23 protein-coding genes are annotated in these 23,613 nt (G+C 62.3%); 14 read left to right on the top strand and 9 right to left on the bottom strand.

What is annotated here, in order from left to right; genetic code table 11:
- Positions 1–3 precede the first annotated feature (3 nt).
- Positions 4–381, top strand: a complete 378-nt coding sequence (locus ACTJLB_RS19295) for a RidA family protein (protein WP_088173913.1) — start codon at positions 4–6, stop codon at positions 379–381.
- Positions 382–391: 10 nt separating this feature from the next.
- Here ACTJLB_RS19295 and ACTJLB_RS19290 read toward each other — a convergent pair whose 3' ends face one another.
- A complete protein-coding gene (locus tag ACTJLB_RS19290; RefSeq protein WP_440784207.1) occupies positions 392–2,020 on the bottom strand; it encodes a class I adenylate-forming enzyme family protein in 1,629 nt (542 codons plus the stop codon).
- 4 nt (positions 2,021–2,024) lie between these two features.
- Positions 2,025–2,990 carry a transcriptional regulator GcvA gene (gene gcvA / locus ACTJLB_RS19285; RefSeq protein ID WP_408414068.1) on the bottom strand — a complete coding sequence of 322 codons (966 nt, stop codon included), beginning with the start codon at positions 2,988–2,990 and terminating at the stop codon, positions 2,025–2,027.
- A gap of 365 nt (positions 2,991–3,355) precedes the next feature.
- On the opposite strand from gcvA, the gene ACTJLB_RS19280 reads away from it, so the two are divergent.
- From ACTJLB_RS19280 to ACTJLB_RS19265, 4 genes are all read left to right on the top strand, one after another.
- Positions 3,356–3,793: a PaaI family thioesterase gene (locus ACTJLB_RS19280; RefSeq protein ID WP_440784206.1), complete on the top strand. Its 438-nt coding sequence runs from the start codon at positions 3,356–3,358 to the stop codon at positions 3,791–3,793.
- Positions 3,794–4,026: 233 nt separating this feature from the next.
- Positions 4,027–5,484, top strand: a complete 1,458-nt coding sequence (locus tag ACTJLB_RS19275; RefSeq protein ID WP_440784205.1) for a UbiD family decarboxylase — start codon at positions 4,027–4,029, stop codon at positions 5,482–5,484.
- A gap of 127 nt (positions 5,485–5,611) precedes the next feature.
- Positions 5,612–6,262: a CoxG family protein gene (locus tag ACTJLB_RS19270; protein WP_440784204.1), complete on the top strand. Its 651-nt coding sequence runs from the start codon at positions 5,612–5,614 to the stop codon at positions 6,260–6,262.
- A gap of 82 nt (positions 6,263–6,344) precedes the next feature.
- Positions 6,345–7,760 (top strand): MFS transporter, encoded by a 1,416-nt coding sequence (locus ACTJLB_RS19265; RefSeq protein WP_440784203.1) that lies wholly within the window; start codon positions 6,345–6,347, stop codon positions 7,758–7,760.
- 100 nt (positions 7,761–7,860) lie between these two features.
- Here ACTJLB_RS19265 and ACTJLB_RS19260 read toward each other — a convergent pair whose 3' ends face one another.
- The 4 genes from ACTJLB_RS19260 to ACTJLB_RS19245 all read right to left on the bottom strand — a co-directional run bounded on the left by ACTJLB_RS19260 (position 7,861) and on the right by ACTJLB_RS19245 (position 11,275).
- Positions 7,861–8,259: a VOC family protein gene (locus ACTJLB_RS19260; RefSeq protein ID WP_020066281.1), complete on the bottom strand. Its 399-nt coding sequence runs from the start codon at positions 8,257–8,259 to the stop codon at positions 7,861–7,863.
- Positions 8,260–8,491: 232 nt separating this feature from the next.
- On the bottom strand, positions 8,492–9,133 hold the full coding sequence (locus ACTJLB_RS19255) for a TetR/AcrR family transcriptional regulator (protein ID WP_440784202.1): 642 nt from the start codon (positions 9,131–9,133) through the stop codon (positions 8,492–8,494).
- Positions 9,134–9,259: 126 nt separating this feature from the next.
- Positions 9,260–10,240: a fatty acid desaturase gene (locus ACTJLB_RS19250; protein ID WP_440784201.1), complete on the bottom strand. Its 981-nt coding sequence runs from the start codon at positions 10,238–10,240 to the stop codon at positions 9,260–9,262.
- A 150-nt stretch (positions 10,241–10,390) separates the two neighbouring features.
- Positions 10,391–11,275 (bottom strand): LysR family transcriptional regulator, encoded by an 885-nt coding sequence (locus ACTJLB_RS19245; RefSeq protein WP_440784240.1) that lies wholly within the window; start codon positions 11,273–11,275, stop codon positions 10,391–10,393.
- 109 nt (positions 11,276–11,384) lie between these two features.
- On the opposite strand from ACTJLB_RS19245, the gene ACTJLB_RS19240 reads away from it, so the two are divergent.
- The 9 genes from ACTJLB_RS19240 to ACTJLB_RS19200 all read left to right on the top strand — a co-directional run bounded on the left by ACTJLB_RS19240 (position 11,385) and on the right by ACTJLB_RS19200 (position 20,170).
- Entirely contained in the window at positions 11,385–12,317 is a 933-nt protein-coding gene (locus tag ACTJLB_RS19240) for an NADP-dependent oxidoreductase (RefSeq protein WP_440784200.1), read from the top strand.
- Between the two features lie 27 nt (positions 12,318–12,344).
- Entirely contained in the window at positions 12,345–13,217 is an 873-nt protein-coding gene (locus ACTJLB_RS19235) for an SDR family oxidoreductase (RefSeq protein WP_440784199.1), read from the top strand.
- 259 nt (positions 13,218–13,476) lie between these two features.
- On the top strand, positions 13,477–13,878 hold the full coding sequence (locus ACTJLB_RS19230) for a hypothetical protein (RefSeq protein WP_214879265.1): 402 nt from the start codon (positions 13,477–13,479) through the stop codon (positions 13,876–13,878).
- A gap of 210 nt (positions 13,879–14,088) precedes the next feature.
- Complete coding sequence (locus tag ACTJLB_RS19225) at positions 14,089–14,514, top strand: CopG family transcriptional regulator (RefSeq protein WP_020066275.1); 426 nt, start codon at positions 14,089–14,091, stop codon at positions 14,512–14,514.
- A gap of 42 nt (positions 14,515–14,556) precedes the next feature.
- Positions 14,557–15,660, top strand: a complete 1,104-nt coding sequence (locus tag ACTJLB_RS19220) for an extracellular catalytic domain type 1 short-chain-length polyhydroxyalkanoate depolymerase (protein ID WP_440784198.1) — start codon at positions 14,557–14,559, stop codon at positions 15,658–15,660.
- Between the two features lie 99 nt (positions 15,661–15,759).
- Positions 15,760–16,191: a hypothetical protein gene (locus ACTJLB_RS19215; protein WP_440784197.1), complete on the top strand. Its 432-nt coding sequence runs from the start codon at positions 15,760–15,762 to the stop codon at positions 16,189–16,191.
- A 144-nt stretch (positions 16,192–16,335) separates the two neighbouring features.
- Positions 16,336–18,294 (top strand): arylsulfatase, encoded by a 1,959-nt coding sequence (locus ACTJLB_RS19210; RefSeq protein ID WP_440784196.1) that lies wholly within the window; start codon positions 16,336–16,338, stop codon positions 18,292–18,294.
- Positions 18,295–18,311: 17 nt separating this feature from the next.
- The gene (locus ACTJLB_RS19205; RefSeq protein ID WP_440784195.1) at positions 18,312–19,361 is read left to right on the top strand and encodes a formylglycine-generating enzyme family protein; all 1,050 of its coding nucleotides are present in this window, start codon (positions 18,312–18,314) and stop codon (positions 19,359–19,361) included.
- Between the two features lie 56 nt (positions 19,362–19,417).
- The gene (locus tag ACTJLB_RS19200; RefSeq protein WP_440784239.1) at positions 19,418–20,170 is read left to right on the top strand and encodes a MetQ/NlpA family lipoprotein; all 753 of its coding nucleotides are present in this window, start codon (positions 19,418–19,420) and stop codon (positions 20,168–20,170) included.
- Between the two features lie 57 nt (positions 20,171–20,227).
- Here ACTJLB_RS19200 and ACTJLB_RS19195 read toward each other — a convergent pair whose 3' ends face one another.
- The 3 genes from ACTJLB_RS19195 to ACTJLB_RS19185 all read right to left on the bottom strand — a co-directional run bounded on the left by ACTJLB_RS19195 (position 20,228) and on the right by ACTJLB_RS19185 (position 23,499).
- Positions 20,228–20,947 carry a CDP-diacylglycerol diphosphatase gene (locus ACTJLB_RS19195; RefSeq protein ID WP_440784238.1) on the bottom strand — a complete coding sequence of 240 codons (720 nt, stop codon included), beginning with the start codon at positions 20,945–20,947 and terminating at the stop codon, positions 20,228–20,230.
- Positions 20,948–21,112: 165 nt separating this feature from the next.
- Positions 21,113–22,567, bottom strand: coding sequence for an indoleacetamide hydrolase (iaaH, locus tag ACTJLB_RS19190; protein WP_440784194.1), 1,455 nt, complete (start codon positions 22,565–22,567; stop codon positions 21,113–21,115).
- 14 nt (positions 22,568–22,581) lie between these two features.
- The gene (locus tag ACTJLB_RS19185; RefSeq protein ID WP_440784193.1) at positions 22,582–23,499 is read right to left on the bottom strand and encodes a ferritin-like domain-containing protein; all 918 of its coding nucleotides are present in this window, start codon (positions 23,497–23,499) and stop codon (positions 22,582–22,584) included.
- Positions 23,500–23,613: the final 114 nt, after the last annotated feature.

Raw genomic sequence — 23,613 nt, 5'->3', positions numbered from 1 at the left:
ATCATGAATTTCATCTTTACCGACAAGGTGCCGGCTCCCGGCGGACACTATTCGCAGGCCGTGCAGGCGGGCGGCTTCACGTTCGTGTCAGGCATGTTGCCGGGCCCTGGCGTGGCTACCGAGGGCCCAGACAACTTCGAACGTCAGGTGCGCGCAACGCTCACGCATTGCGAACGGGTGCTGGAGCAAGCGGGCTGTGCGCTGACTGACGTCGTGCAGTGCACCGCCTATATCGTCGACGTGAAGAACTGGCCGGAGTTCAACCGGCTCTACGCGGAGCATTTCGGCACGCATAAGCCCTCGCGCGCGGTTGTGCCGGTGCCCGAGTTGCACCACGGCTTCCTCGTCGAGCTACAGATGGTCGCCTATCGCGACCAATAGGCGCGCCGCTTTACTCCTGTTCCGGCTCCGATTCCGACACATCTCTTCGCGCGTTGACGATTCCCCACCACTGTTGACGCAGCACGTCGCGCAGGATCTTGCCGCGCGCGCTGCGCGGCAGTCCAGCAACCGGATAGATGTCCTTCGGCATTTTTTCGCGCGGCAGTTGCCGGCGGCAATGCGCGCGCAGTGCTTCAAGGTTGAACGCCACGCCCGGCTGAAGGACCACGAAACAGATGGTTTCCTGCCCGTACACAGGGTCGGGCACACCGAGCGCCGCGACGTCCTGCACATGCACATGCGTGCGCATTACATCTTCGATTTCCTGCGGCGCGATCTTCACGCCGCCTCGAATGATTATGTCGTCCATGCGGGCTGCCATGCGCACGAAGCCGTCGCTATCGCGTGAAGCGATGTCCCGCGTAAAGTACGGCGCGCCGCGAATCGGCAGCAGTGAGCCGTCCTGCTGCAACACGCCGAGCGCGAGCTTTTCACCGTCTACGACAACCTGGCCTTCGACGTCCGCGGCGCATGGCATGCCGTGCGCGTCGACGATATCGAAGCGGATATGCGGCGCCGGACGACCGACCGTTCCGAGCTTTCGATGTTGCAGCCGGTTGCCGCACATCCATCCCGCTTCCGACGACCCATACAGGTTCAGGATACGGATGCCATACAGTTCTTCAAAACGCATCCATTGAACCGGCGATAGCGGCGCGGTGCTGCATGTCATCGCGCGCAGTGACGCGAAGGTCTGGGCACTCGCATCGAGCGGCGCTTCCAGCAGCATGTTCAGGACAGTCGGCACGCCTGCGCACACAGTAATACGCTGCTCACGAATCCATTCGCCGAACTGGCTGCGCGAGAAACGGCGCGCGACGCACAGCGTCGAACCGAGTTGAAGGAACGGAATGAAACTGAGTATTTGTGCGGAGTACCAGTCGAACGAACGGTATTCGAGCATGCGGTCGTCGCGGCCCGAACCTAGCAAGTGGATGCTGTCGAGGCCATTGAGCCAGTATGACCGGTGGTCGTAGACGACGATCTTCGGAATGCCCGTTGTGCCGGAGGTGCAGCACATCGACGCAACGTCGTCGGGCGTGCACAGGGTTGCGCCGTCGGGTAGCGGCGCGGCGTCATGCGTTTTGTTCTGCAACGAGATCGTATCGCCAACGCCGAGGTCAGCGTCTTCGTGCACCTGAGCGGCGCGGGTCCACGAAACGAAACGCACGACCGGCACGTTCGGCCCCGCGACGGAGACGTCCGCGGCGTCGGCGGAGAACACGACGAGCGTAGGCCGGATCGTGTCGAGTAGCGTGCGCGCGATGTCTTTACCGACGAAGGGCACGTCGAGCGGACATACGACTGCACCGAGCCGCCACGCGCCGAGCCACAGCAGCAGTTTGTCGGGCGCATCGCAGTCGGCGAGCACGACACGAGTGCCTCGGCTCACGCCGCGCCGCGCGAACTGGCTCGCGATCACGTCGACGGAGTGCGCCAGTTCTTCGAAGCTCATGCTCACCCGCTGTTCTACATCGACGATGGCGGGCTTGTCAGGCGTTGCCCGGCGGTGCTCGTCGAGCAGGACAGCGACGCTGCGAAAAGGCGGATCGTTGGTGAGCGGATGAGTGCTGGACATGAACTCAGCAGGGCTCGGGCACAGAGGGCGAGGCGGCCTCGCGTTGTGCCGCGTCGCTGTCGCGATCGCGATTTTCCCCGAGCCGCGAGAGCGCCCACTCGCGGAACGCTTCGACTTTTCTCGTGCGCGCCTTGTCGACAGGGGACGAAATGAAATACGCGGAGTTCGACGGCACGCGCACGTCGAACGGCGCAACGAGTTTGCCGCTCGCGAGATCGGCGTTCACAAGAGGCGTGCGGCCGATTGCAATGCCGACCCCGTCGACAGCCGCGGCGAGCGAGGTGAGCTGCAGATGGAAAACGGACTCGCCGGCAAATTCGACAGGCTCCTGTACCGCCGCTTCGAGCCATGCAGGCCAGTCGTCCTGATACATCGAATAAAAGTACGTGCGTACCTGCCGCATGCGCGAAAGCGCTTCTTCCACCGATTGGAACTCGCCGGCTTCCGCCAGCACCGCGGGCGAGCACACCGGGAAAAATTCTTCGTCATGCAGCCGGTCAGAGCGCGCGGACGCCCAGCGCCCCGAGCCATAACGGATCGCGACGTCGTAACTGTTGCGGTCGAACTCGTTGAAAGTCGAACTGGTTGCCAGATGCACCGTGATGTCCGGATGTGCGCGCTGGAATTCCGGCAGCGCGGGAATCAGGCATTTGACTGCGTAAGTGGGCAGACACGTGACCGTGAGCACGGTGCTCGGTTTTTTCTTGCGTGCATGTGCCGTGGCGATGGACAGCAGATTGATCGCCTCATGCACGGAATGCAGGTACTCGCGTGCGGCCGGAGTCAGCGCGAGCACGTTGCGGCGGCGCACGAACAGCTTCACCTCGAGGCGGTCTTCCAGTGTCTTGATCTGGTGGCTGATGGCCGTTTGTGTCAACTCGAGTTCTTGTGCCGCGCGGGTGAAGCTCAGATGCCGCGAGGCGGCTTCGAACGCGAGCAGGCTTTGAAGCGAGGGAATGTAGGGTCTCATGTGATGTCAGCGCAATGCAAGGACGCCTGGTGGTTGTCGTAACGGGTCTCATCGGCGCGTGCGGCGCCTGGCACAGGCGCGGGGTACTGGTCGGCGGCCCAGGCGGAAAGCTGCACGAATGCTTGGATGATCGGCTGCTTACGGACCCCGAGGAAATGAAACTTTTTCATGCCGGCATGAAAGAAGTTAGTTTGCGCGCGTCGAAAGCGCTCATGCACTCTTGGTCCAGTCGAGCGAAGCGTCGTCTATCGGCGGACATTAATCAATCGTTACAAACCCGGAACGCGAACAGGCCGCGCCGCGTGGGAATAACGGGAAGTGCGGGGCAGTAGGGCCCGCTCACGCGTGTAAGGGAGAGAACAACAGTGGATATCGATGAGCTGGAAAATCCGTTTCTTGCCAGCCTCGGGCTGTCGCGCACGGCGTGGCGCGATGGCTATGCGGAGTTCCGCCTGCGCCTGCAGCCCGGATTGCTGAACCGGCAACGGGTACTGCAAGGCGGCGTGGTGGCGACGTTGCTCGATGCGGCGTGCGGTTACGCAGGTCTTTATAGCGCCGACCCGCAGCGGCCGATACACGCGGTGACCCTGTCGTTGACGCTGAACTTCCTCGATAAGGGAGTGGGCGATACGCTGATCGGCAAGGGCTTTCTCGAGCGCAAGGGCAGATCGGTGTACTTCGCGCGCGGCGAGGCGTGGATCGATTCGAAGACGCTGATCGCGACCGCGCAGGGCACCTTCAAGTATGCGGGCGGCTACGGCCGGCGTGAGCCGTCCGGTGTAACGCTTGGCGAACTCGATTGACGTGCTGACTGCGCATCGTTCGTTCTCGCAACGGCGTCCGCATCCGGGCGGTCTCATGAATCGTTCTCATCCCTGTTATGAACGATGGTCGCTTGCACGCTGCACAGCGTTGCTTCAATGTGGCGATCAATGAGTAGACGGGCAGCGCACGACGACGCGAAGCCCGCTTTACGAGTACGAGCACAAGTACGAACACGAGCAAAGAAATCGCAAATCTATCGGAGACACACGACGTGACAGAGAGTTCGGCTTCCCATCCGCTCGATCTGCGAGCATGGCTCGACGAGGCGCGTGCGCTCGGCGAATTGACCGATGTATCGGGCGCAGACTGGAATCTCGAACTCGGCGCGATCAGCGAGTTGAACGTAAAGAAAGAGCGGCCCTCGGCGCTGCTCTTCGACGATATCCCGGGGTATCCGAAGGGACATCGCGTGTTGACGTGCAGCACCGCGAGTCCTGCGCGGTTGTCGTCGATCCTGCGTGTGGGACATCAGGCAACGCATCGCGCGCTCGTCGAAACACTGCGTGGCAGGCCAAAGCAATGGCAGGCGCACGCGCCCGAATACGATCCCGTGCCCGGTGCGAGCGGCCCTGTGTTCCAAAACGTGCAGTCGGGCGAGGAGGTCGATCTTTTCTCGTTTCCCGCACCGCTGTGGCACGAAAAGGATGGCGGCCGATATATCGGCACTGGCTGCATGGTGGTGACGAAAGACCTCGACTCCGACTGGATCAATGTCGGCACTTACCGAGTGATGATCCACGATCGCAACCACGTTGGCCTCGACATGATTCCGGGCAAGCACGGCGCCATCCAGTACGACAAACACATGAAAGCGGGCAAGCCGTTTCCGGTCGCGATCGTGATCGGCTGCGATCCGCTCGGCTATCTGATTTCAGGTATCGAAGTGCCGTTCGGCATGTGCGAGTACAACTACATTGGCGCGATCCTGAAGAAGCCTGTCTCGGTAATGAAGGGACAAGTGACCGGACTGCCGTTTCCGGGCGCGTCGGAGATCGTGATCGAAGGCTATGCGCATCCGGGCGATGTGAGGATCGAAGGGCCGTTCGGTGAATTCCACGGCTATTACCCCGGCAAGGCGGAGACGGCGCCGGTCGTGACCATCGAGCGGATCTACTATCGCAACAACCCGATCATCATGGGGAGCCCGCCCGCAAAGCCGCCAAACGACTATTCGTATTCGAAAGCCGTGATGCGCTCGGCGCTTCTCGTCGACGCGCTGCAGGCAGCCGGCGTGCCGGACGTCGCCGGCGTATGGGCACACGAGATCGGCGGCGCGCGCATGTTCAATGTGGTGTCGATCCGTCAGCGCTATGCGGGGCACGCGCGGCAGGCCGCACACATTCTCAGCCAGTGCGGCGTGGGTGCGTACATGTCGCGCTATTCGATCGTGGTCGACGACGACATCGATCCAGCCAATCTGCAGGAAGTCATGTGGGCAGTCGCAACGCGCACGGACCCGGACATCGATATCGACATTGTGAAGCGCGGCATGGGTTCGAAGAACGACCCGATGTCGATCGCGAACCCGTACAAGGCGCCGTTCAACTCGAAGGCCATTATCGACGCGTGCCGTCCGTTCGATTTTCTCGCGGAATTCCCGCAGGTCGCCGAGGCGAGCAAGGAACTGCAGGATAAAACGCGGGCGAAGTGGGAACACATTCTCGGCTGACGCGTTTGCAACACAACACCAGACCACACAACGCAACGTGGCGGCCCAATAAACGTTATGCAAGCCGCCGTTCATGACAGGGCGCAGCTAGCGCAACGGCGACGGCTGGCGACAAGGAGATTTGCACATGGAACTGACAGGTGAACAGATTCTGCCGCTGCCGCGCGAACGCGTGTGGGCCGCATTGAACGACCCTGAAATCCTCAAGGCCTCGGTACCCGGTTGCGAGTCGTTTGAACGTCTCGACGACAATCAGTTTCAGATGGTGATGGCCGCTTCGGTCGGTCCGATCAAAGCACGCTTCAAGGGAAAGATGGTGCTGACCGATCTGCAGCCGCCCCAGTCCTATTCGATGACCTTCGAAGGATCGGGCGGCGCGGCCGGATTCGGCAAGGGCGGCGCGCACGTCGATCTGCTCACCGATAGCAGGGGGACCCGCCTCGTGTACCGGTCCCATGCGCAGGTGGGCGGACGTCTCGCGCAGGTCGGCGCGAGGTTGATCGACGGCGTCGCGCGGAAAATGGCGGAGGACTTCTTCGGGCGCTTCACGACTGCCGTTGTCGGACCGCAGCCCGCAGCAGCAGCAGCAGCGAGCGCCGCACCGCTTGCGCAAGATGCGGAACCGAACGCGGCCACGCCGTCGGGCGACGCTCGCGCGGCCGCACAAGGCGCCGCAGCTGCCGCACCTGCCGCGTCTGTCGCGGGCGCCAAAAACTGGACATGGACGCTCGGTGTGGTGGTGGTCCTCGCGCTGATCGCCGTATACGCATTGCACTGATAACAACGACGGGGGTGCTGAAGCACGGCGTTGGGCGTCGTCGCCCGAACGCTGCACAGTGCGCTCGCAACAGGAGACGAAGATGCAGGAAGGCAATGCGCTGCAGGGGGCGGCAAGACGCGACGAAACGCATACGGCAGCCGCAGATGCGGGAGTGGATGCCGCAAGCGCGGCGCTCATTCGTCGCATCGAGGGCGTGCCGTTTTCGCGCTGGCATACGAAGGCGCGAATCATTGTCGGCAGCGCGACGTTTTTCGACGCATTCGACGCGCTCTCTATCGCGTTCGTGCTTCCGGTGTTGATCGGCCTTTGGCATATCGAGCCCCTTGAAATCGGCGTGCTGATTGGCGCGAGCTACGTGGGGCAGTTCATCGGAGCACTCACGTTCGGTTGGTACGCGGAGCGGCGCGGGCGGATTCGCAGTGCAACCATCGCCATCGCGATCATGTCGGTGATGAGCATGGGGTGTGCGCTAAGCGGCAGTTTCGCGATGCTGCTCGTGTGCAGGTTCATTCAGGGAATCGGCGTGGGCGGCGAGATGCCGGTCGCGGCAACGTACATTAGCGAGCTTTCCAACGCGCACGGTCGCGGCAAATACTTTCTGCTGTATGAGTTGATCTTCCCGGTCGGGCTGATGGCAACCGGACAGATCGGCGCGTGGCTCGTGCCTGTCATAGGCTGGAAAATCATGTTCTGGATCGGTGCGGTGCCTGGCCTTCTCGTCGCAATGCTTATCGCACGTTTGCCCGAATCGCCGCGTTGGCTAATTTCCAAAGGGCGTTTGAGTGAAGCTGAAATCGTCGTGCAGGACATGGAAGCGAGCACCGACCGCCGCATCGAACCCGGCCGGCACCAGCCGACCAACAGAGGTGTTGTGAATGCGCGTGCGGGTTGGCGCGAACTGCTTTCGCCGTTCTATCGGGGGCGCACGCTCGTCGTGTGGGTATTGTGGGCCACTGCGTTTTTCATCGCGAACAGTTTGAACAACTGGCTGCCGACGCTGTATCGATCCGTTTATCACCTGCCGCTGCAAACGGCACTACGCGCTGCGTCGATGACTAACGTCGCGCAAGTGGCGCTGCTGCTGGTCTGTGCGTACGTGATCGATCGCGTGGGGCGCCGTAACTGGACGGTGTCCGCTTTCTGTCTGGCCGCAGTTCTGTTTGCATGTCTCGGACTCTTCGCCGCGCACGACGTGTGGAGCGCAATGGTGCTCGGCACGCTGAGTTATGGACTGATCGGTTCCATTGCCGCGGTGCTGTACCTGTACACGCCCGAGGTCTATCCGACCAGAATGCGCGCGACGAGTACGGGGCTCGCCACGTCATGGCTGCGGCTCGCGTCCGCCGTCGGTCCTTCGCTTGCCGGACTGCTTCTTCACAAGAAGGGTATTGGCTCGGTCTTCGTCATGTTCGCGGTGGTCGCGGTAGTCGGCGCGATCTGCGCATTGAAGATGACCGAGACACGCGAACGAAGTCTCGAAGAAATTGCACCTTGAAATAGATCGTACTGACGCCGCCGCTTATGCAGATCGCTGGAATCAATACGTTACATGCATTGATTGGCGCGACGGCGGCTCGTCGCGCGATCGACAAAGATTAAAACAGCTTGCGCCACTGATCGTCCTGCATGTCGGCGCGAGTGTTGACCTCGATCAGCAGGCCGCCAGGCGCGCGGCAGAAGAACCGCGATCCGCGTGTGTTATTGAACACGCCCGTTTCCATTTGCACGCCGCCCTGCAGGAATTCGTCATGCAAAGTATGGAGATCGTCCAGACTGGCAACCTCCAGCCCGAAATGGAAGTTGTTCGGCCAGACAGGTGCTTCGCCCGTGGTGTGCTCCAGAACAATGTCGAAACCATTGCGCTTGAGCAGACGGTGCTCGCCGGCGGCGACGACTTCGCAGCCCAGGTATTTTTCGAAAAAGGCAGCGGTCTCGGCTACGTCGGTAGTGGGAAAGCTCAGGTGGTTGAGCTTCGCTTCTTTGTGAAGATTCATGATTGCGCTCGCAGAATACGTTGAAGATGTCGTGGAGAACGCGGCGTCCGGCCTATAACCGGCTGACCCAACTGTGTTGCTCCCCACGGAATCCATTTTGCGAGTGATCGCTCAGTTTTCAAACTCGCATTGCGCAGCGCGTTTTCACGTCTGCTACGGCCAGCACTGGCAAGGGCTGCGCAGTGTTGAGACGTTTTCAATCCGAGCGTTTGCTCGTATTTGAGCGCGTTGTTCATTTACGGGATCGCGGCTTCTCAGGCTGTCGATCCCCGATACCCAAATATCCGCTCAATGCCCGGCCGACCCGTGCTTCCAAACCCGCACGATCCGATTCTCCACGTTCGCCCGCACCGTCCACGATTGCACGGATGATCGCAACGAGATCGTCCGTGGCGATCTGCATGTCGGTCTGCGGCGGAATATCGTCGCGCGCCAGAATCTGCTCGATCACCTCGCGAAATGCTGCTTTCGATTTGGCGAGTTCTCTCGCGATAGCAGGGCGGTTTTCTTCGAAGTCGAGCACACGGGCCAGCGCGGGGCGACGCAGCTGCTGGCGCACGGAGACGGTGACCAGGTGCTTCAACGCGCTCTGACCCGTCGGCTCGTGCAACGCGCCTTGCGCTTCCGCAAAGAAGACGGCCAGCTCCCGTTTGCTCAGCGCAACGATAAGCGAGTCCTTGTTGGGGAAATACTGATACAGCGTGCCGACACTGACGCCCGCACGCTGCGCGACGAGATTGGTATTCAGACCGTCCGACCCTTTGACTTCGAGAACGAGCGCTGCCGCTTCGAGAATGGTGGCGACGGTTTGCTGGGCGCGGGATTGCTGCGGAACCTTGCGCGGTTTAAGTGACTGGCGCCTGCTTGTCTTCACGATGCTGCCTGGTAAAAGCGAGTGTAGGCTCGGATTTTACCGTGCAGCAGTCCGCCTGCAAGTTGACCCCGGACCGCTGGCGGCTTTCCAATTGCTCGCGCCGCGTGTTGACGAACCGCGCGTTGCCTACGTGAGTTCGGCTTCTGTCGATACGGGCTCGAAACGGCGCGATGCGTCATGAAGCGGGTTCTCGGCCGGCGCGAACGCGTGGAACGTGAGCCATTCGCCATAACCGGCGACCAGAAAACCGCCGGATCGCTCGATGTATTGCTCGCGGGACGCTTGATAGACAGTTTTCAGCGCGAACCACGGCACATGCGGCAAGTCGTGATGGACCAGATGAAAATTGTTATTCAAAAAGAGCAGCCGCCAGAAGAGGGCCGCCTCGTTCAAAACCGTGCGATGTTCAATATCGTTTGCGGCGCGGTGCTCGCGGAACGAACGAATCGAGCCGAGCGACATCGACCCATACCCCACGCCGACGATGAACACCCACGCCGGAATAAAGCACACATAGTGCAGCCACGCGGTGAGCGCGGCCAATGCGATCAAGTGCGCGAGCCAGGCGGGCACGTCGCGCCAGTCGCCGAGCTTTACCTTGCGCAATGCATCGACGCCGGTTGCCGCAATCGCAAACGCCGGTCCCACGACCAGGCGGCCTACAAACGTATTGCGCCAGATGAGCAGCGCGCGCATCGCCCAGCCTGCGCGGTGCCACACACGAGCATCGACGAAATAGCTCTCCGGATCGCGCCCGGGCTGCGTCAAATGCGCGTCGTCATGATGCTGAAGATGCGACTCGCGATACACGCGATACGGAAACCACACGGCCAGCGGCGCGAAGCCAAACAATGCATTCACGCGCGCTGAGCATGTCGGGTGGCCGTGGAGCAGTTCATGTTGCAGCGACATGTACCACGCGCTGACCAACGCGAGCAGGGTTGCGGTCAGTGGCAGGCCGAGCACGCGCGCATGGGTTGCAACGCCGAACCATGCGCTGTAGATCGCGACGATCAGTAGCCATGTGGGCCATTGCGTGCGCCAGGTCCAACTCGTTGCCAGCCTTGCGATGGCTTTGCGTTGCGTGTCGTCGAGGTAGATCGCCATCGGCTGAATCGGTCGGATGCATGTTTGAAGCGATCCTACCGAGCCATGCGCCGCGTCTGAACCAATTTGTTCAGGATTGCATTTTCGCCGCGACGGGTAAGGGCGGCCAGGGTCCGGCCCGACTGCGACCGGGCAACGACCGGGGCAAATTCACTTTGTCGGAATAGTGAACGATCCTTCTGGATACTGGCTGCACATGAACTCCACGAAGGCCCGCACTTTGGGGCTTTGCAAACGACGGGACGTGTGCAGGACCCAAAGCTCGACGTCGTTGCCCGCGATTCCCCATGTCACCAGTTTGCCGTCCTCAAGCAGACCGCCGATGATCGACTCCGGCAACATGGCCGCCCCTGCGCCGGCGGCAATGGCGTCGCGGACCATCAACAGCGAAGACAGCCGAAGAACAGGTTGCGGCTCGACGGTGAATTGACCATTGCGGACAGACCAGACATCTCCGTCGCGATAGCTCGGCATGACGACGGCCGGAACCGGGACAGGTTTATCGCCGCTGCCTCGCGGCATTTGAACCGATGGTGCAGCGGCAAGTACCAGCCGGTCCTTGGCGAAGCACCTGCCGACCAATGTGCTGTCGCTGTGTGGATTGATGCGGATGGCCGCGTCGAAATGCTCGTCGACGAGATCGACGGGGCGATCGTCCGCGACCACTTCGAGTTCCACTTCGGGATAGCTGGCAATGAACTGAGCGGCGAGGTGCCCTAGCGCCATCTGCGAAAACAGCAACGGTGCCGCGACGCGTAGGCGGCCCCGCGGCGTGGCGAGCCCGTCTCGTGCCGCCGCGACTGCTTCGGCTACCTCGTGCATCGGCCCTTCGGTTCGGGTCAGCAGCAACTGGCCGGCCTCGGTCAACTCCAGGCTACGAGTGCCTCGCTCGATGAGCCGAACGCCCAACGCTTCTTCGAGGTCGGCGACGCGGCGCGACAGCGTGGCTTTGGAACGGCCGCTGGCGCGGCTCGCTTTGCCAAAACCGCCGTGAGCCGCCACGAGTTGAAAGTCGTCTAGCGCGTTCAGGTCCATGGGTGTCTCAATTGTGATACGGCTGGTCTCGATTTTATGGTCTTTGTTTTGAATGTGAAACTCCTTATTGTTGGGGTGTACGGCAACCAAACGCTCAAAGGAGTTTCTTATGAACAACGTTCGCGCAGTCGTCCTGACTAGATACGGCGGCCCCGACGCCATCACGATTTCTTCCGTCGCCGCACCGGTGGCGGAAGCTGGCCAGGTTCTCGTCCGTGTGCATGCCGCCGGTGTCAATGGACTGGATTGGAAGGTTCGGGAGGGTTACGTGAGGGACGCTTTTCCGCTGGAGTTGCCGACCGTTCTCGGCATCGAGCTGGCCGGCGTCGTGGAAGAAGTGGGCTCCGGCGTCACCCGGTTGCGCAAAGGCGACCGCGTCATGGGTGCGCCGGGCGCGCTGGGCGCCTATGCCGAGCTGGTGGCGGTGAACGCGGCCAACCTCGCCACGATGCCCGACTCGATGAGCTTCGTGCAGGCAGCAGCGTTACCCGTCGCAGCGGTGGCGGCATGGCAAAGCCTTAACTTCGCCGGACCGATACGTGCCGGACAGCGCATCCTGATTCAGGGCGCGGCCGGCGGTCTGGGCGGATTCGCGGTGCAGTACGCGCATCGGGCCGGCGCCGAGGTGTTTGCGACCGCCCTAAGCGGCGATGTGGACTATGTCCGCAGCCTCGGCGCGGACCATGTCATCGCCTACGACCAGCAGCAGTTCGAAACCTTGGTAAGCGGCGTAGATCTTGTTCTCGACTATGTCGGCGGCGACGTGCTTGCTCGCTCTTGGTCCGTGCTTTCTGCAGATGGGGTCGTGGTGAGCACTGCGTCGCCGGACATTCTGACGAGCGCCCCGGCCGGGCGTCGCGGCTTGTGGTTCGTGAACACGCCGGATGCCGCGCGGCTGCAACAGATCGCCGACGACGTGACGCACGGGCGTTTGCAGTCCAAGGTCAGTGCCGTCGTGCGCTTCGAAGAGTTGCCCACGGCGATCGAACGCAATCGGACCCAGCCACAGGTCGGCAAAACCGTGGGGGATTTTTTCCTTTAAATCGACTTTCCAGAATTGGAGCAAATCATGAGTATTCTCGTCACCGGTGCATCGGGCACCGTAGGTATGCAGATCGTCCAGCGCCTCGCTTCCAGCGGGGTCGAAGTCAAAGCGCTGGTTCGAGCGCCGGGTAAAACGGCGCTTCCGTCGGGCGTGGCGGAAGTCGTCGGCGACATGAGCAATGTGAGTTCGATGCGCGCGGCGTTGTCGTCGGTGCGCACGCTGTTTCTGCTCAACGCGGTCGTCCCGGACGAAGTCACGCAGGCATTGGTCACGTTGAACCTGGCGCGAGATGCGGGCATCGAGCGCATCGTCTATCTGTCAGTGATTCACGCCGACCTCTATACCAATGTGCCTCATTTCACAGGCAAGCACACCGTCGAGCGGATGATCCAAAGCCTCGATATGCCCGCGACCATTCTGCGTCCCGCCTACTTCATACAGAACGACGAGCGCATCAAATCTGTCGTCGAGAGCCACGGCATTTATCCGATGCCTATTGGCCACGCTGGCGTGAACATGGTCGACGTGCGGGACATTGCCGACACCGCCGCGGCCGAACTGCTGGCGCGGCACCGCGCACCCGATGCACTGCCCGGCCGCACGCTCGAAGTTGTGGGCCCCGAAGCGTTGACCGGTGAGTCGGTCGCACGCATCTGGAGCGAAGCGTTGCAGCGCGAAATCCGCTACGCAGGCGATGACCTGGACGGTTTCGAGCAGCAACTGGCGGGAAATGGACCCGACTGGATGGCCTACGACATGCGTCTGATGATGGCTGGTATCCAGCGCCACGGTATGCGCGCGGATGACAATGCAGTGGATGAACTCTCGAAAATGCTCGGACGGCCATTGCGGACCTATCGTGATGCCGTGCACGAGATGCTTGGCTCGAGTGAGTAGTCGGCGGGTGACGGAGCGTGATGAGTGGGCGGCGGAACGGCCGAAGGGGCGGGTAGTGGCGAAACGCGTTAGCGAACCGGTCGCGCAGCGCATATCGTTATGTGATGGACACGCGTCCGTTACCGAGCCCGCCTCCCGGCGTATCGTGCAGTACGCCGGCCTGCTGCTCATCCGGCGAATGGGCGCGACCAAACGTGTGAAGAGAATGCCGATGATAGGCAGCTAGCGTCCGCGACGGGGCATCGACCGGAAACACATCATGTTAGTCGAATGGAAGCAACGGCTCAGGCTCTTCGTACGGCGATTCTGGCAGCCGACCAGCGCATGTATGACGTGCATGCCCGGGAGTTGGGGCAATCTGCTGAGCCTCGCGCATTGGGCGATTGCACTGCAGACTGGACTGTTCACCGGCGTGCTCGCCGTACTGCTGACTTTCACACCGGCGAGGAAACTCTATGCGCACCGATACGGCAATGCATTGGTCGTCGGCTGCCTGACAGCGATTGGCGATGCCTATTCGCATCCGAGTCACTACCGCATCCCCGTCGTCGAGCATGTGTTGACGGGCATCATCTCAGGTCTATTCGCGCTGGGCGGCTCATATCTCTTCGAAGATCGCGGGCGGCGCATCCGCGCGGCCTGGGCGCGGTTTTTTGGTTAGCTCGTGCGCGGCCTGCGTGCTTCGCAGGGTAAGACGTCGAAGCAAATTCTCCACTGTTTGTCTAAACGCGGCGCGCAATGCTGGGCCTATACAGCGCCGCGCAACGACCACGCGTGGCCGCCCACAACCGTAATGGCCCCCAATTTTCATGTTGCACCGCATCCAAAATAAGCCTATAACAATCCCATTGGATGGTATTCGGATGGAAACATGGAAAACTCGACAGCAAACCTCGCGACTCGTCCGAAGGGCGGTGAGTCGGAAAAAATCACGATCAACCTCGGCCCCGTTGACTTGGGGCAAATCGATCTGCTGGTGCAGGAAGGTTTCTATTCGAACCGGACCGACCTGATCCGCACGGCTATCCGCAACCAGCTTGCGCTGCACGCGCAGGTTGTTCAGGAGACCGTGAGCCGCCGCGCGCTCGTGCTCGGGCTACAGCATTTTTCGCGAGAGGATCTCGAGGCGGTTCGTGCGGCGCATCAGCGTCTCACGATCCAGGTGCTCGGACTGGCCAGCATTGCTGCCGACGTCACCCCCGAACTCGCGCTTGCGACCATTGACAGCGTTGTCGTGCTCGGAGCGTTTCACGCATCCGCTGCGGTCAAGACGGCGCTCGCCGGCAGAATCCGCTAACTGCCGACGCACGACACTCAACACTTTTACCGGACAAGACAGATGAAACTCGATGAAGGTTTTTTGACCTCGATGCGCGAAGCAATGACCTTGCTGCGCACCCGTGGACCCGCCGAAGCGACTGAAGCAATACAACGTGCTCTGGGCGGCAACGTCGAGGGCTCTACGCATGGAACGGCGTCCTGGCATGCCACGCCGGAAGCGTTCACCGTTCCGTTCGAGCGGCCGGCGGCAAAGCACGCCGAGACGGTCAATGCGCGCGAAGCCCGCGCCGATATCCAGGACCGGGGACACTTCAGCACGCACGCGTTTTCGAACGCCGCCGGTCGCCGGCAATATCGGCTGTATGTGCCGGCGGAAAGCCAGGGCGAGCCGCTTCCGTTGATCGTCATGCTGCACGGTTGCACACAGAACGCCGACGATTTCGCCGCGGGCACACAGATGAACGCACTTGCGGAGCGACATCGATTTCTGGTCGCTTACCCCGAGCAGCCGCAGCAGGCCAATCCGTCGAAATGCTGGAACTGGTTCAAGCCCGGTGACCAGCAATGCGAACGCGGCGAGCCCTCGTTGATCGCCGGCATCACGCGCGAGATCATCTCGGAGCAGAACGTCGATCCCACGCGCGTGTACGTCGCGGGGCTCTCGGCCGGTGGCGCAATGGCGGCGATCATGGTTGCCGAATATCCGGAACTCTATGCGGCGGCCGGCGTGCATTCAGGTCTTGCGGCACGATGCGCGCACGATCTTCCGTCCGCACTCGCAGCGATGAAAGGCGGCAAGCGTCCGGTACAGGCACGGCGCGGCGCGCACGGCACCGCTTCGTTACCGAAGCGGCCGGTGATCGTCTTTCACGGTGACGCCGACGCCACGGTTAACATACGCAATGCGGCGCAACTCGTCGACGGCTTCTCAGCGCGGCCGCAAGGCGACGGCGAACAGCGTCGGACCGATGCAGGCGGACGCGCGTGTACCGTCTCGCGGCTCGTGTCAGCGGACGGTATCGACGCAGAACTGTGGACCATTCACGGCGCCCCGCACGCATGGGCCGGCGGCAATGCGCGGGGCAGCTACACGGATCCCGCAGGTCCTGACGCGAGCGCGGAAATGCTGCGATTCTTTCTTGAACATCCGCAGCGGCGATAGTGCGGTTGGTTTTCGATTCGCGTGCGGTTGGCGTGCGGTTGGCGCGCGGTGGGCGATCCCGCCGACCGATGAATTGCTGTCACTCTGGACAAAGGCAACATGAGACGACTACTAGTTGCTGCGCTCGCAGCCATCTCTTTAGCCACTGGCGTTCATGCGCAAAGCAACGACTCGGGCCCGCTCGATACGCCGTCGGGCAAACTGCAATTCGTTCGCGCAGGGCATGATTTCACGGCGATGCTCGACAACGAAGTGTTCGATCGCTTCAACGCCAATACGCTCACGCATTTCGACGACATGGGCAACGCCGATGACGCCGTCAGACGCATGCTCGTGCAGACCGATTCGGGCCCGGTGCTATACGACTTTCGCCACCGTCCTGCACTTGTGCAGCGCATTGGCGCGCGTATGACGGTCAAGCGCGTGTTCTGGCAAGGCGAGGAAGTCGTGATGCAAGGTTCGCAAGGCTGGTTCGCGTTCAGACGCGGCGTGCTGACGAAACTGCAGTCGTCCACGACCACTTACCACTGATACCCGCAGCAGCAAACAGCACAGACGCAAAGCTACATCGATCCTTTAGCACAGAACGTCTCTAGCTTTTCACTAAACCTTGGTTGGGCGGCGAATTACCGGTTGCTACCATCTCGCGCTCAGACAACCACGGCCGATACAACAATGAAAAGCTCGAGTTCGCATCCGGCGGCGTTCCTCACCATTCCCAGGCTGCGGGCACTCGGTGCCGCCGTTGCCAGTATCGTTGCGCTTGCATCGTGTTCCGGCGAGGTTTCTCCAACACCGCCGGCTGCCACGCCGGTGGCCGCGAAACGCCCGAACATTCTGTACATCATGGCGGACGATCTCGGCTACTCGGACATTCACGCGTTCGGCGGCGACATCGACACGCCGAATCTCGATGCGCTCGTGCAATCCGGACGCATTCTCACGAACCATCACACAGGCACGGTTTGCGCGATCACGCGAGCGATGCTGATTTCGGGCACCGACCACCACCTGGTCGGCGAAGGCACGATGGGTGTGCCGACCGACGAGCGCAAAGGTCTGCCCGGCTACGAAGGCTATCTGAACGATCGCGCGCTGTCGGTCGCACAACTGCTCAAGGACGCCGGCTATCACACGTACATGGCGGGCAAGTGGCATATCGGCTCGGGCATTGTGGGCAGCGCGACGGGCAGTGGACAGACGCCGGACCAATGGGGCTTCGAGCATAGTTACGCGCTGCTCGGCGGCGCCGCCACGAATCACTTCGCACACGAGCCCGCCGGCTCGAAGAACTACACCGAAGACGGGCAGTACGTTCAGCCCGGTCAGCCGGGACAACCGGGCGGCGCGGGCGGCAGTCCGGCCGTGTTCTATTCGACCGATTTCTATACGCAAAGACTGATCTCGTACATCGATTCGCACAAAGGCGACGGCAAGCCGTTTTTTGCGTATGCGGCGTACACGTCGCCGCATTGGCCGCTGCAGGTGCCTGAGCCGTATCTGCACAAGTATGCGGGCAAATACGACGCCGGCTACGACGCGGTTCGAGCAGCGCGCATCGCGCGACAAAAGGCGCTCGGCATCATTCCCGCCGATTTCAACCCGTATGCAGGCGCGCCTGAAACGCTCGCGGCTACGCCGGCGACCGCGGGCAACGGCACCGTCAACGCGAAATACGTCAGCGCCGTCCATAGCGCCGCGCAAGGTTATAGCGACTACGGTCCGGGCAATGTGAACAAGTCGTGGGCCAGTTTGTCAGCCGATGAAAAGAAAGCGCAGGCGCGCTACATGGAAATCTATGCCGGCATGGTCGACAACCTCGATCACAACATCGGCCTGCTGATCCAGCATCTGAAGGACATCGGCGAGTACGACAACACGTTCATCATGTTCCAGTCGGACAACGGGGCCGAAGGCTGGCCGATCGACTCCGGCGCGGACCCGACGGCGACGGATACGGCGAACGCAGCGGAGCCGGTCTACTCGACGCTCGGCACCGACAACGGGCTGCAGAACGCGAAGCGCTTGCAGTACGGACTGCGCTGGGCCGAAGTCAGCGCGGCGCCGTTCCGTCTGACCAAGGGCTATTCCGGCGAGGGCGGCGTATCGACGCCGTTGATCGTGCATTTGCCCGGGCAGACCGTGCAGAAAACGACCTTGCGTGTCTTCACGCACGTCACCGACAACACGGCCACGTTCCTTGCCGTCGCGGGCGTTACGCCGCCCGCGCAGCCTGCTCCGCCGCTGATCAACTCGCTGACGGGCGTCGATCAGAACAAGGGCAAGGTGGTCTACAACAACCGCTACGTGTATCCCGTCACGGGGCAATCGTTGCTGGCGGTTCTCAACGACCAGTCGAACAGCGCCGTGCATACGGCGTCGTTCGGCGATGAAGCGTACGGCCGCGGCTATCTGCGCAGCGCAGACGGCAAATGGAAGGCGTTGTGGACGGAGCCGCCGCTCGGTCCCGTCGATGGCCACTGGCAGTTGTATGACATGACCTCGGACAGAGGCGAGACGACAGACGTGGCGGCGCAGAATCCGTCGATCATCGACGGACTCGTGCAGCAGTGGAACGCATACATGTCCACTGTCGGCGGCGTCGAACCGCTGCGGCCGCGCGGCTACTACTGAGCGGAATTGCCACGGTCATGAGCATCGGAGCAAGAACGCTTGCCGGCTTTGGCGGCCTGTTCGCCGCCGTTTTCTGCGTGGCGTTCGCGGTCGCGGCGTGGCCCGCGCGAACGGCGGGCTTCGACGATCTGAACCACGCGCGCTCGCTTGCGCCGCTCGGCTCAGAAGCGCAGTGCGAGCGCTACGCGGGTCTGCCCGCCGGCTGGCGCGATGACGCGAAGGCCGGCATGGTGCATCTGCATGGCGGCACCTTCGTGCTCGGCAGCACACGCGGTTATGCAAACGAGCGGCCGGCGGGCGACGGTCTTACGCGCGTCGGCGGTTTCTGGATCGATCAGACCGATGTGACGAATGCGCAATTCGCCGAGTTCGTCCGCGCGACCGGCTACGTCACTGACGCCGAAAAGCAGGGCGGCGCTGCAGTCTTTCACATTCCGACGCGGGAAGAAATGAACGCACGCGACCTTGCGTGGTGGAGCTGGGTCAAGGGGGCATCATGGCGGCATCCGACGGGCGAGGGCAGCAACATCGACGCGCAGATGAGTCAACCGGTGACGCTCGTCACGCAAGCCGATGCGTTCGCGTATGCACGGTGGCTCGGCCGCGACTTGCCGACCGAGGCCGAATGGGAATACGCGGCGAAGGGCGGGCAGGAGGGCGCGGACCTCGACACAGCACCGCGCGATGCGCACGGCAAGCCCGCCGCAAATTACTGGCAAGGCGTGTTCCCCGTTCTCAATACCAACGAGGACAAGCATGTGGGTCTGTCGCCCGTCGGCTGTTATGCGGCCAACGGGTTCAAGCTGTACGACATGATCGGCAATGCATGGGAGTGGACCAGGGACGTCTACACGGGCGAACACCAATCGCATACGAATGGCGATACCGCGGCAATTGCACCAGCCACGCGCAGACACGACACGCCGATGGTCATCAAGGGCGGCTCGTTCCTGTGCTCGCGAGATTACTGCGTGCGCTACAGGGCGTCTTCGCGCGAGCAACAGGAAGCGGACCTGCCGGCATCGCATATCGGTTTCAGGACCATCTTGCGGGACACCAAAGGATGAATCCGCGACGTGTTGTTAACGCAGCGATCAGCGCGGTATTGATCGGCGCGGCGGCTATGTGCGGATCGGCAGTTTTCGCGGATGCCGCGCAGCCGGCCGTGAAAGTAGGCGTCAGGCGCGGCACGCATGCCGAAATCATGAACGAAGTGCGGCGCGTCGCAACCGCTCGCGGACTCGACGTCGACGTGGTGACGTTCGATAGCGGTGCGCAGATCGACGCGGCGCTTGCCGCGCATCGTATCGACGCCGCGAGCTTCGAAGACGGCCCAGGTTTTGAAGCGTCGCGCAGAAAACACGGCTATCCGCTTTATGAAGTGGCGACGACGGTCACCCTTCCCATGGCGCTCTACTCGCGCCAGCTGACGAGCCTCGCGCAAATCCGGCGTGGCGCGAGTGTCGTCATTCCTGACGACCGGGAAGGCATGGCGCGGGCGCTAGTCCTGCTGCAGAACTACACGCTGCTAACGTTCGACGACCGCGCCGGCCTTCACGCGACGTTGCGAGATGTGACGGGCAATCGCCTGAACCTGACGCTGCGTGCGCTGCCCCGCAACCGGCTCGTCGCGGCGTTGAATGCGGCAACGATTGTCGTGATGGACAACGAGAGCGCGCAACGGGCCGGACTTTATCCTGCACGCGACAGCATCGGCATTGAGGACGCCCGCTCACCGTACGCCGGCGTGCTGGCGGTGCGCGAGGCCGAGCGGGGCGAGCCGTGGGTCGCGCAACTGGTGTCGGCTTATCACTCGAACGATGTAGCGCATTTCATTCTGACGCGCTATCAGGACTCGGTGCGCCGGCCATGGTGAGCGCGTTCCCGCTCGCATCCTGCACGCGCACAGGACCGGCTCTCGAATCCGCTGCTGCTATGAGGCGTCGGCCACGTGGCATGAGTGATCGAGCAGACCTTCGGCAGACCCGCTGCCATTGTCCGCGTCGAGGCCGCTGTTCACGACGAGCCAGCCATCTTTCTCTGCCGATGGTCCCGCACCCGTGACAAGGATGGTTTGCAGCGCCATTGCATCGGCGTTACGGTTGTCGCGCGAAACAATGCGAAACGGATCGCTCGTGCCGCTCAGCGCGGTGATTCGCATGATCCGGTAACGGTTGCCGTCGAGCGTGTCCCAATGCCATTCGCCGGGCGCGTCTTTCGCGTGGCGCGCGAGCGCGTCGCTGATATCGCGGCGCATGCAATCGATATGAATATGCAACTGGTTTTGCGAGCGGCGGAATTGGGAGTTGATTTCAAGCCCCAACTGATCGTCGCGCAGCGTCCGCTTGACTGAGCGATTCACGTAGTCGCGTGAGGCCCACGCGTCGGCCCAATAACTCTGCGCATGTGGCGCGAGCACGAGCGGACTTTCAATGCCGCTGATACGGTCGGTCGGAATCAGCAGATACTGCGAGCGGCCGACAATATCCTTCAGGATTGCATAGCGTTTGTCGAGATCCACGAACGTGCATTGACCGGGCGTGCCGGTCGCCTGTTGCGAAGGCACGCAGCGCATGTCGACGATCTTCCATAACGCATTGGAATCGACGGCCGCAAGACGCGCGCATCCGGCGGCGGCAAGCGCGATGCCCAGCGCCGCAACGACGCGCCGGAAGTAACGCGCGCGTTTCTCCGTTGGTCGGCGACCATCGGATCCGGAAAATCGAGGCGTATCTGGAGGTGTTTTTATCGGCGCTTGAGCCTGAACTGGGGCGTGAGCTTGAGGGCGAGTTATTTCTATCGGCATGTTTTGTTTTGCTTAAAGCACGGGCGGCGGCAATGTGCCCAGTAACTGTTCGAACGCCACGCCGATGGCGAGCAGACGCCTGTCGCTGCCAAGCGGTCCATCCAGTTCGAGACCGACCGGCAAACCGTGTGCGCTCATTCCCGCGGGCAAGGACAGTCCGGGAATGCCCGACGTGCTGGCCGGATCGGTATTGCGCAGGAACGCTTCCATCGTATCGATGGGCGGCGCGCCGTCGATGGAGACCGTCGATGAACCGTTGATCTCGTCCATCGGCACCGCAGTGAGCCGTGTGGTGGGAAACAGCAGCGCTTCGAGACGTTCGTCGGCGAAAGTAGCGGCGATATAGGCCTGCAGCAATGGCCGCCAGTGATTGAGCGCCGCCTCGTAGTGCGCGTCGAGCGAGCCTGCGATCACCGCGTCATAAATTGCACGCACATCGGGGCTCGCGATGCGAGCCGCCAGTTCGCTGATGGTCTGCACCGGCGCCTGGTTGGCGACGAGCCAGGCGTTCACATCGTCGCGCGCTTCGTGAATAGCGATCGGGCCGCCGACCATGCCGTTGAGGTCGTTCAGTTCGCTCATCGCCACCGGCACGAAAACAACGCCCGCTGCTTCGAGCCGTTTCAGCGCGGCGCGCGCCACGTCCTCGACCTGCTGCGCGAGACCTTCCCACAGCGGCGCCGGCAAGCCGATGCGCAAGCCGTTCAGCGCGACGGTGGGCAACGCACCCTCGCCGGTTATCACGCCGTCGAGCAGCGCGATATCGGCTACTGTGCGCGCCATCGGCCCCACGGTGTCGCGGGTATGGCTGATCGGCACCACGGCGTCAGGGTCGTTATAGCGCCGCTCGGCACCGCCATTGCCAACCGACGGACGAAAGCCTGCGGTGCCGGTCAACGCGGCGGGGATGCGAGTCGAGCCGCCGGTGTCGGTGCCGAGCCCCGCGGGCGCGATGCGTGCGGCGATTGCCACCGCCGTGCCGCCCGACGAGCCTCCGGGAATCAGCGTGGGATCGTACGGATTGCGCACCGGCCGGGCATGCGTCGCGAGATTGGTACTCGTGATGCCGAACGCGAGCTCGTGCATGTTGGCCTTGCCGAGAATGATCGCCCCGGCGTCGATGAGACGTTGCACCGAACGCGCGTTGGTGCCCGGGACAAAACCTTCGAGAGCAGGCGTGCCTGCGGAGGTCTGCAGTCCCGCGGTATTGATGTTGTCCTTGACGACGATCGGCAGTCCGGCAAGCGGCAGTTGCGCTCTCGCTGACGCGGGCAGCGCGTCGATGCGCCGGCCGGCGGCAAGTGCGCCGTCGAGATCGATCACGGTCAGCGCGTTGAGCGTGCCGAGCGCCGCCGCTCGCGCGAGAAGTGTCGCGACGTAATCTGTTGCCTTGAGCCTGCTCGACTGGATCGCGGCGACTGCGTCGGTTGCACTCAACGCAAGCTGTTCATCGACGGTCCATGTCATGGACGTGCTCCTTATCATGCAGTGTTTGTTCGACGCGAACGGGTGATGAAGCGCAACACGAATCGCGCGAGCGTGGGCACGAGCCGCGGACGCAGCAGCCGCACGTCGTAGCCGCTCATGCGGCGCTCGTTCTCCGCGAGGCATAGCTCGATGAGTTCTGGCGTTTCGAGCCCTTTGCCGATCACACTGCTGTTCGCGGGCAGGAAGTTCGAGTCGTGCGCGACGCCGTTCGCGTCGATGCCTCTCGCAATCGCCACGCGCTCCCAGATCAGCACGGCCCAGATCGCGGCCACGCGCAACGCGTGCCACGGCCTGCGCCACAGCGGCATGTTATGTCGATGCCACGCGACCCAATTAACGAAAAACAGAATGTGACGCGCTTCTTCCTGGATCACGGGCTCGAAAGTTTCGACGAGTGCTTCGGGAAAGTAGCCTGACTGCTGCGCGGCGCGAAACAGGCCGAACGCAAAGAAACTGTCGATGCATTCGCTGTAGCCCGTGCGCATCCATGCCCATTCGGGATCGCGCGGCGGCGGATAGTGCGGTTCGGGCGCGATCTCGATGCCGTATGCCGCAATCAGTTTTGCAAGCACGCGTTTGTGACGGGCCTCTTCGTCGCCGTCCATCGTGATGGCTTCGCGAAGCAGCGGGTCGCTCAGTTGCTCGGCGTAAGTGTGAACGTTGATCGACGCGCGGCCTTCGGTCTGCACCGCAATGTCCCAGATGGGCAGCGAGCACAGCCGCTCGAGCGCATCGGGCGACAGCGCAGGCCAGTCGATCACGGCGGGTTTGTAGGGATCGTGAGTCTCGAGCAACATGCGGCAGAACATGTGCTTGTGCGCCTCGGAGCCGATCTTCACGCGGGCGGTGCCGGTGAAGGTCCAGTGGCGCAGGCTGTGGTCTTCGGCTACATCTATCAATGAGTCGGACATGGCAAGCGTACAGAGAGCGAACTCGATGTGTCGCCTATTCTGTCACATTGCCCCGGGATACGGCGCCTGCGGTGCACTGCAGGCGCCTGATGATTGTGGCCGCTGGACGGCACT

It is taken from the genome of Paraburkholderia sp. 22098 (assembly GCF_052045935.1).
In the GTDB taxonomy this organism is placed as follows: Bacteria; Pseudomonadota; Gammaproteobacteria; order Burkholderiales; family Burkholderiaceae; genus Paraburkholderia; species Paraburkholderia caledonica.
This window is presented reverse-complemented; position numbering and strand designations above follow the sequence as displayed.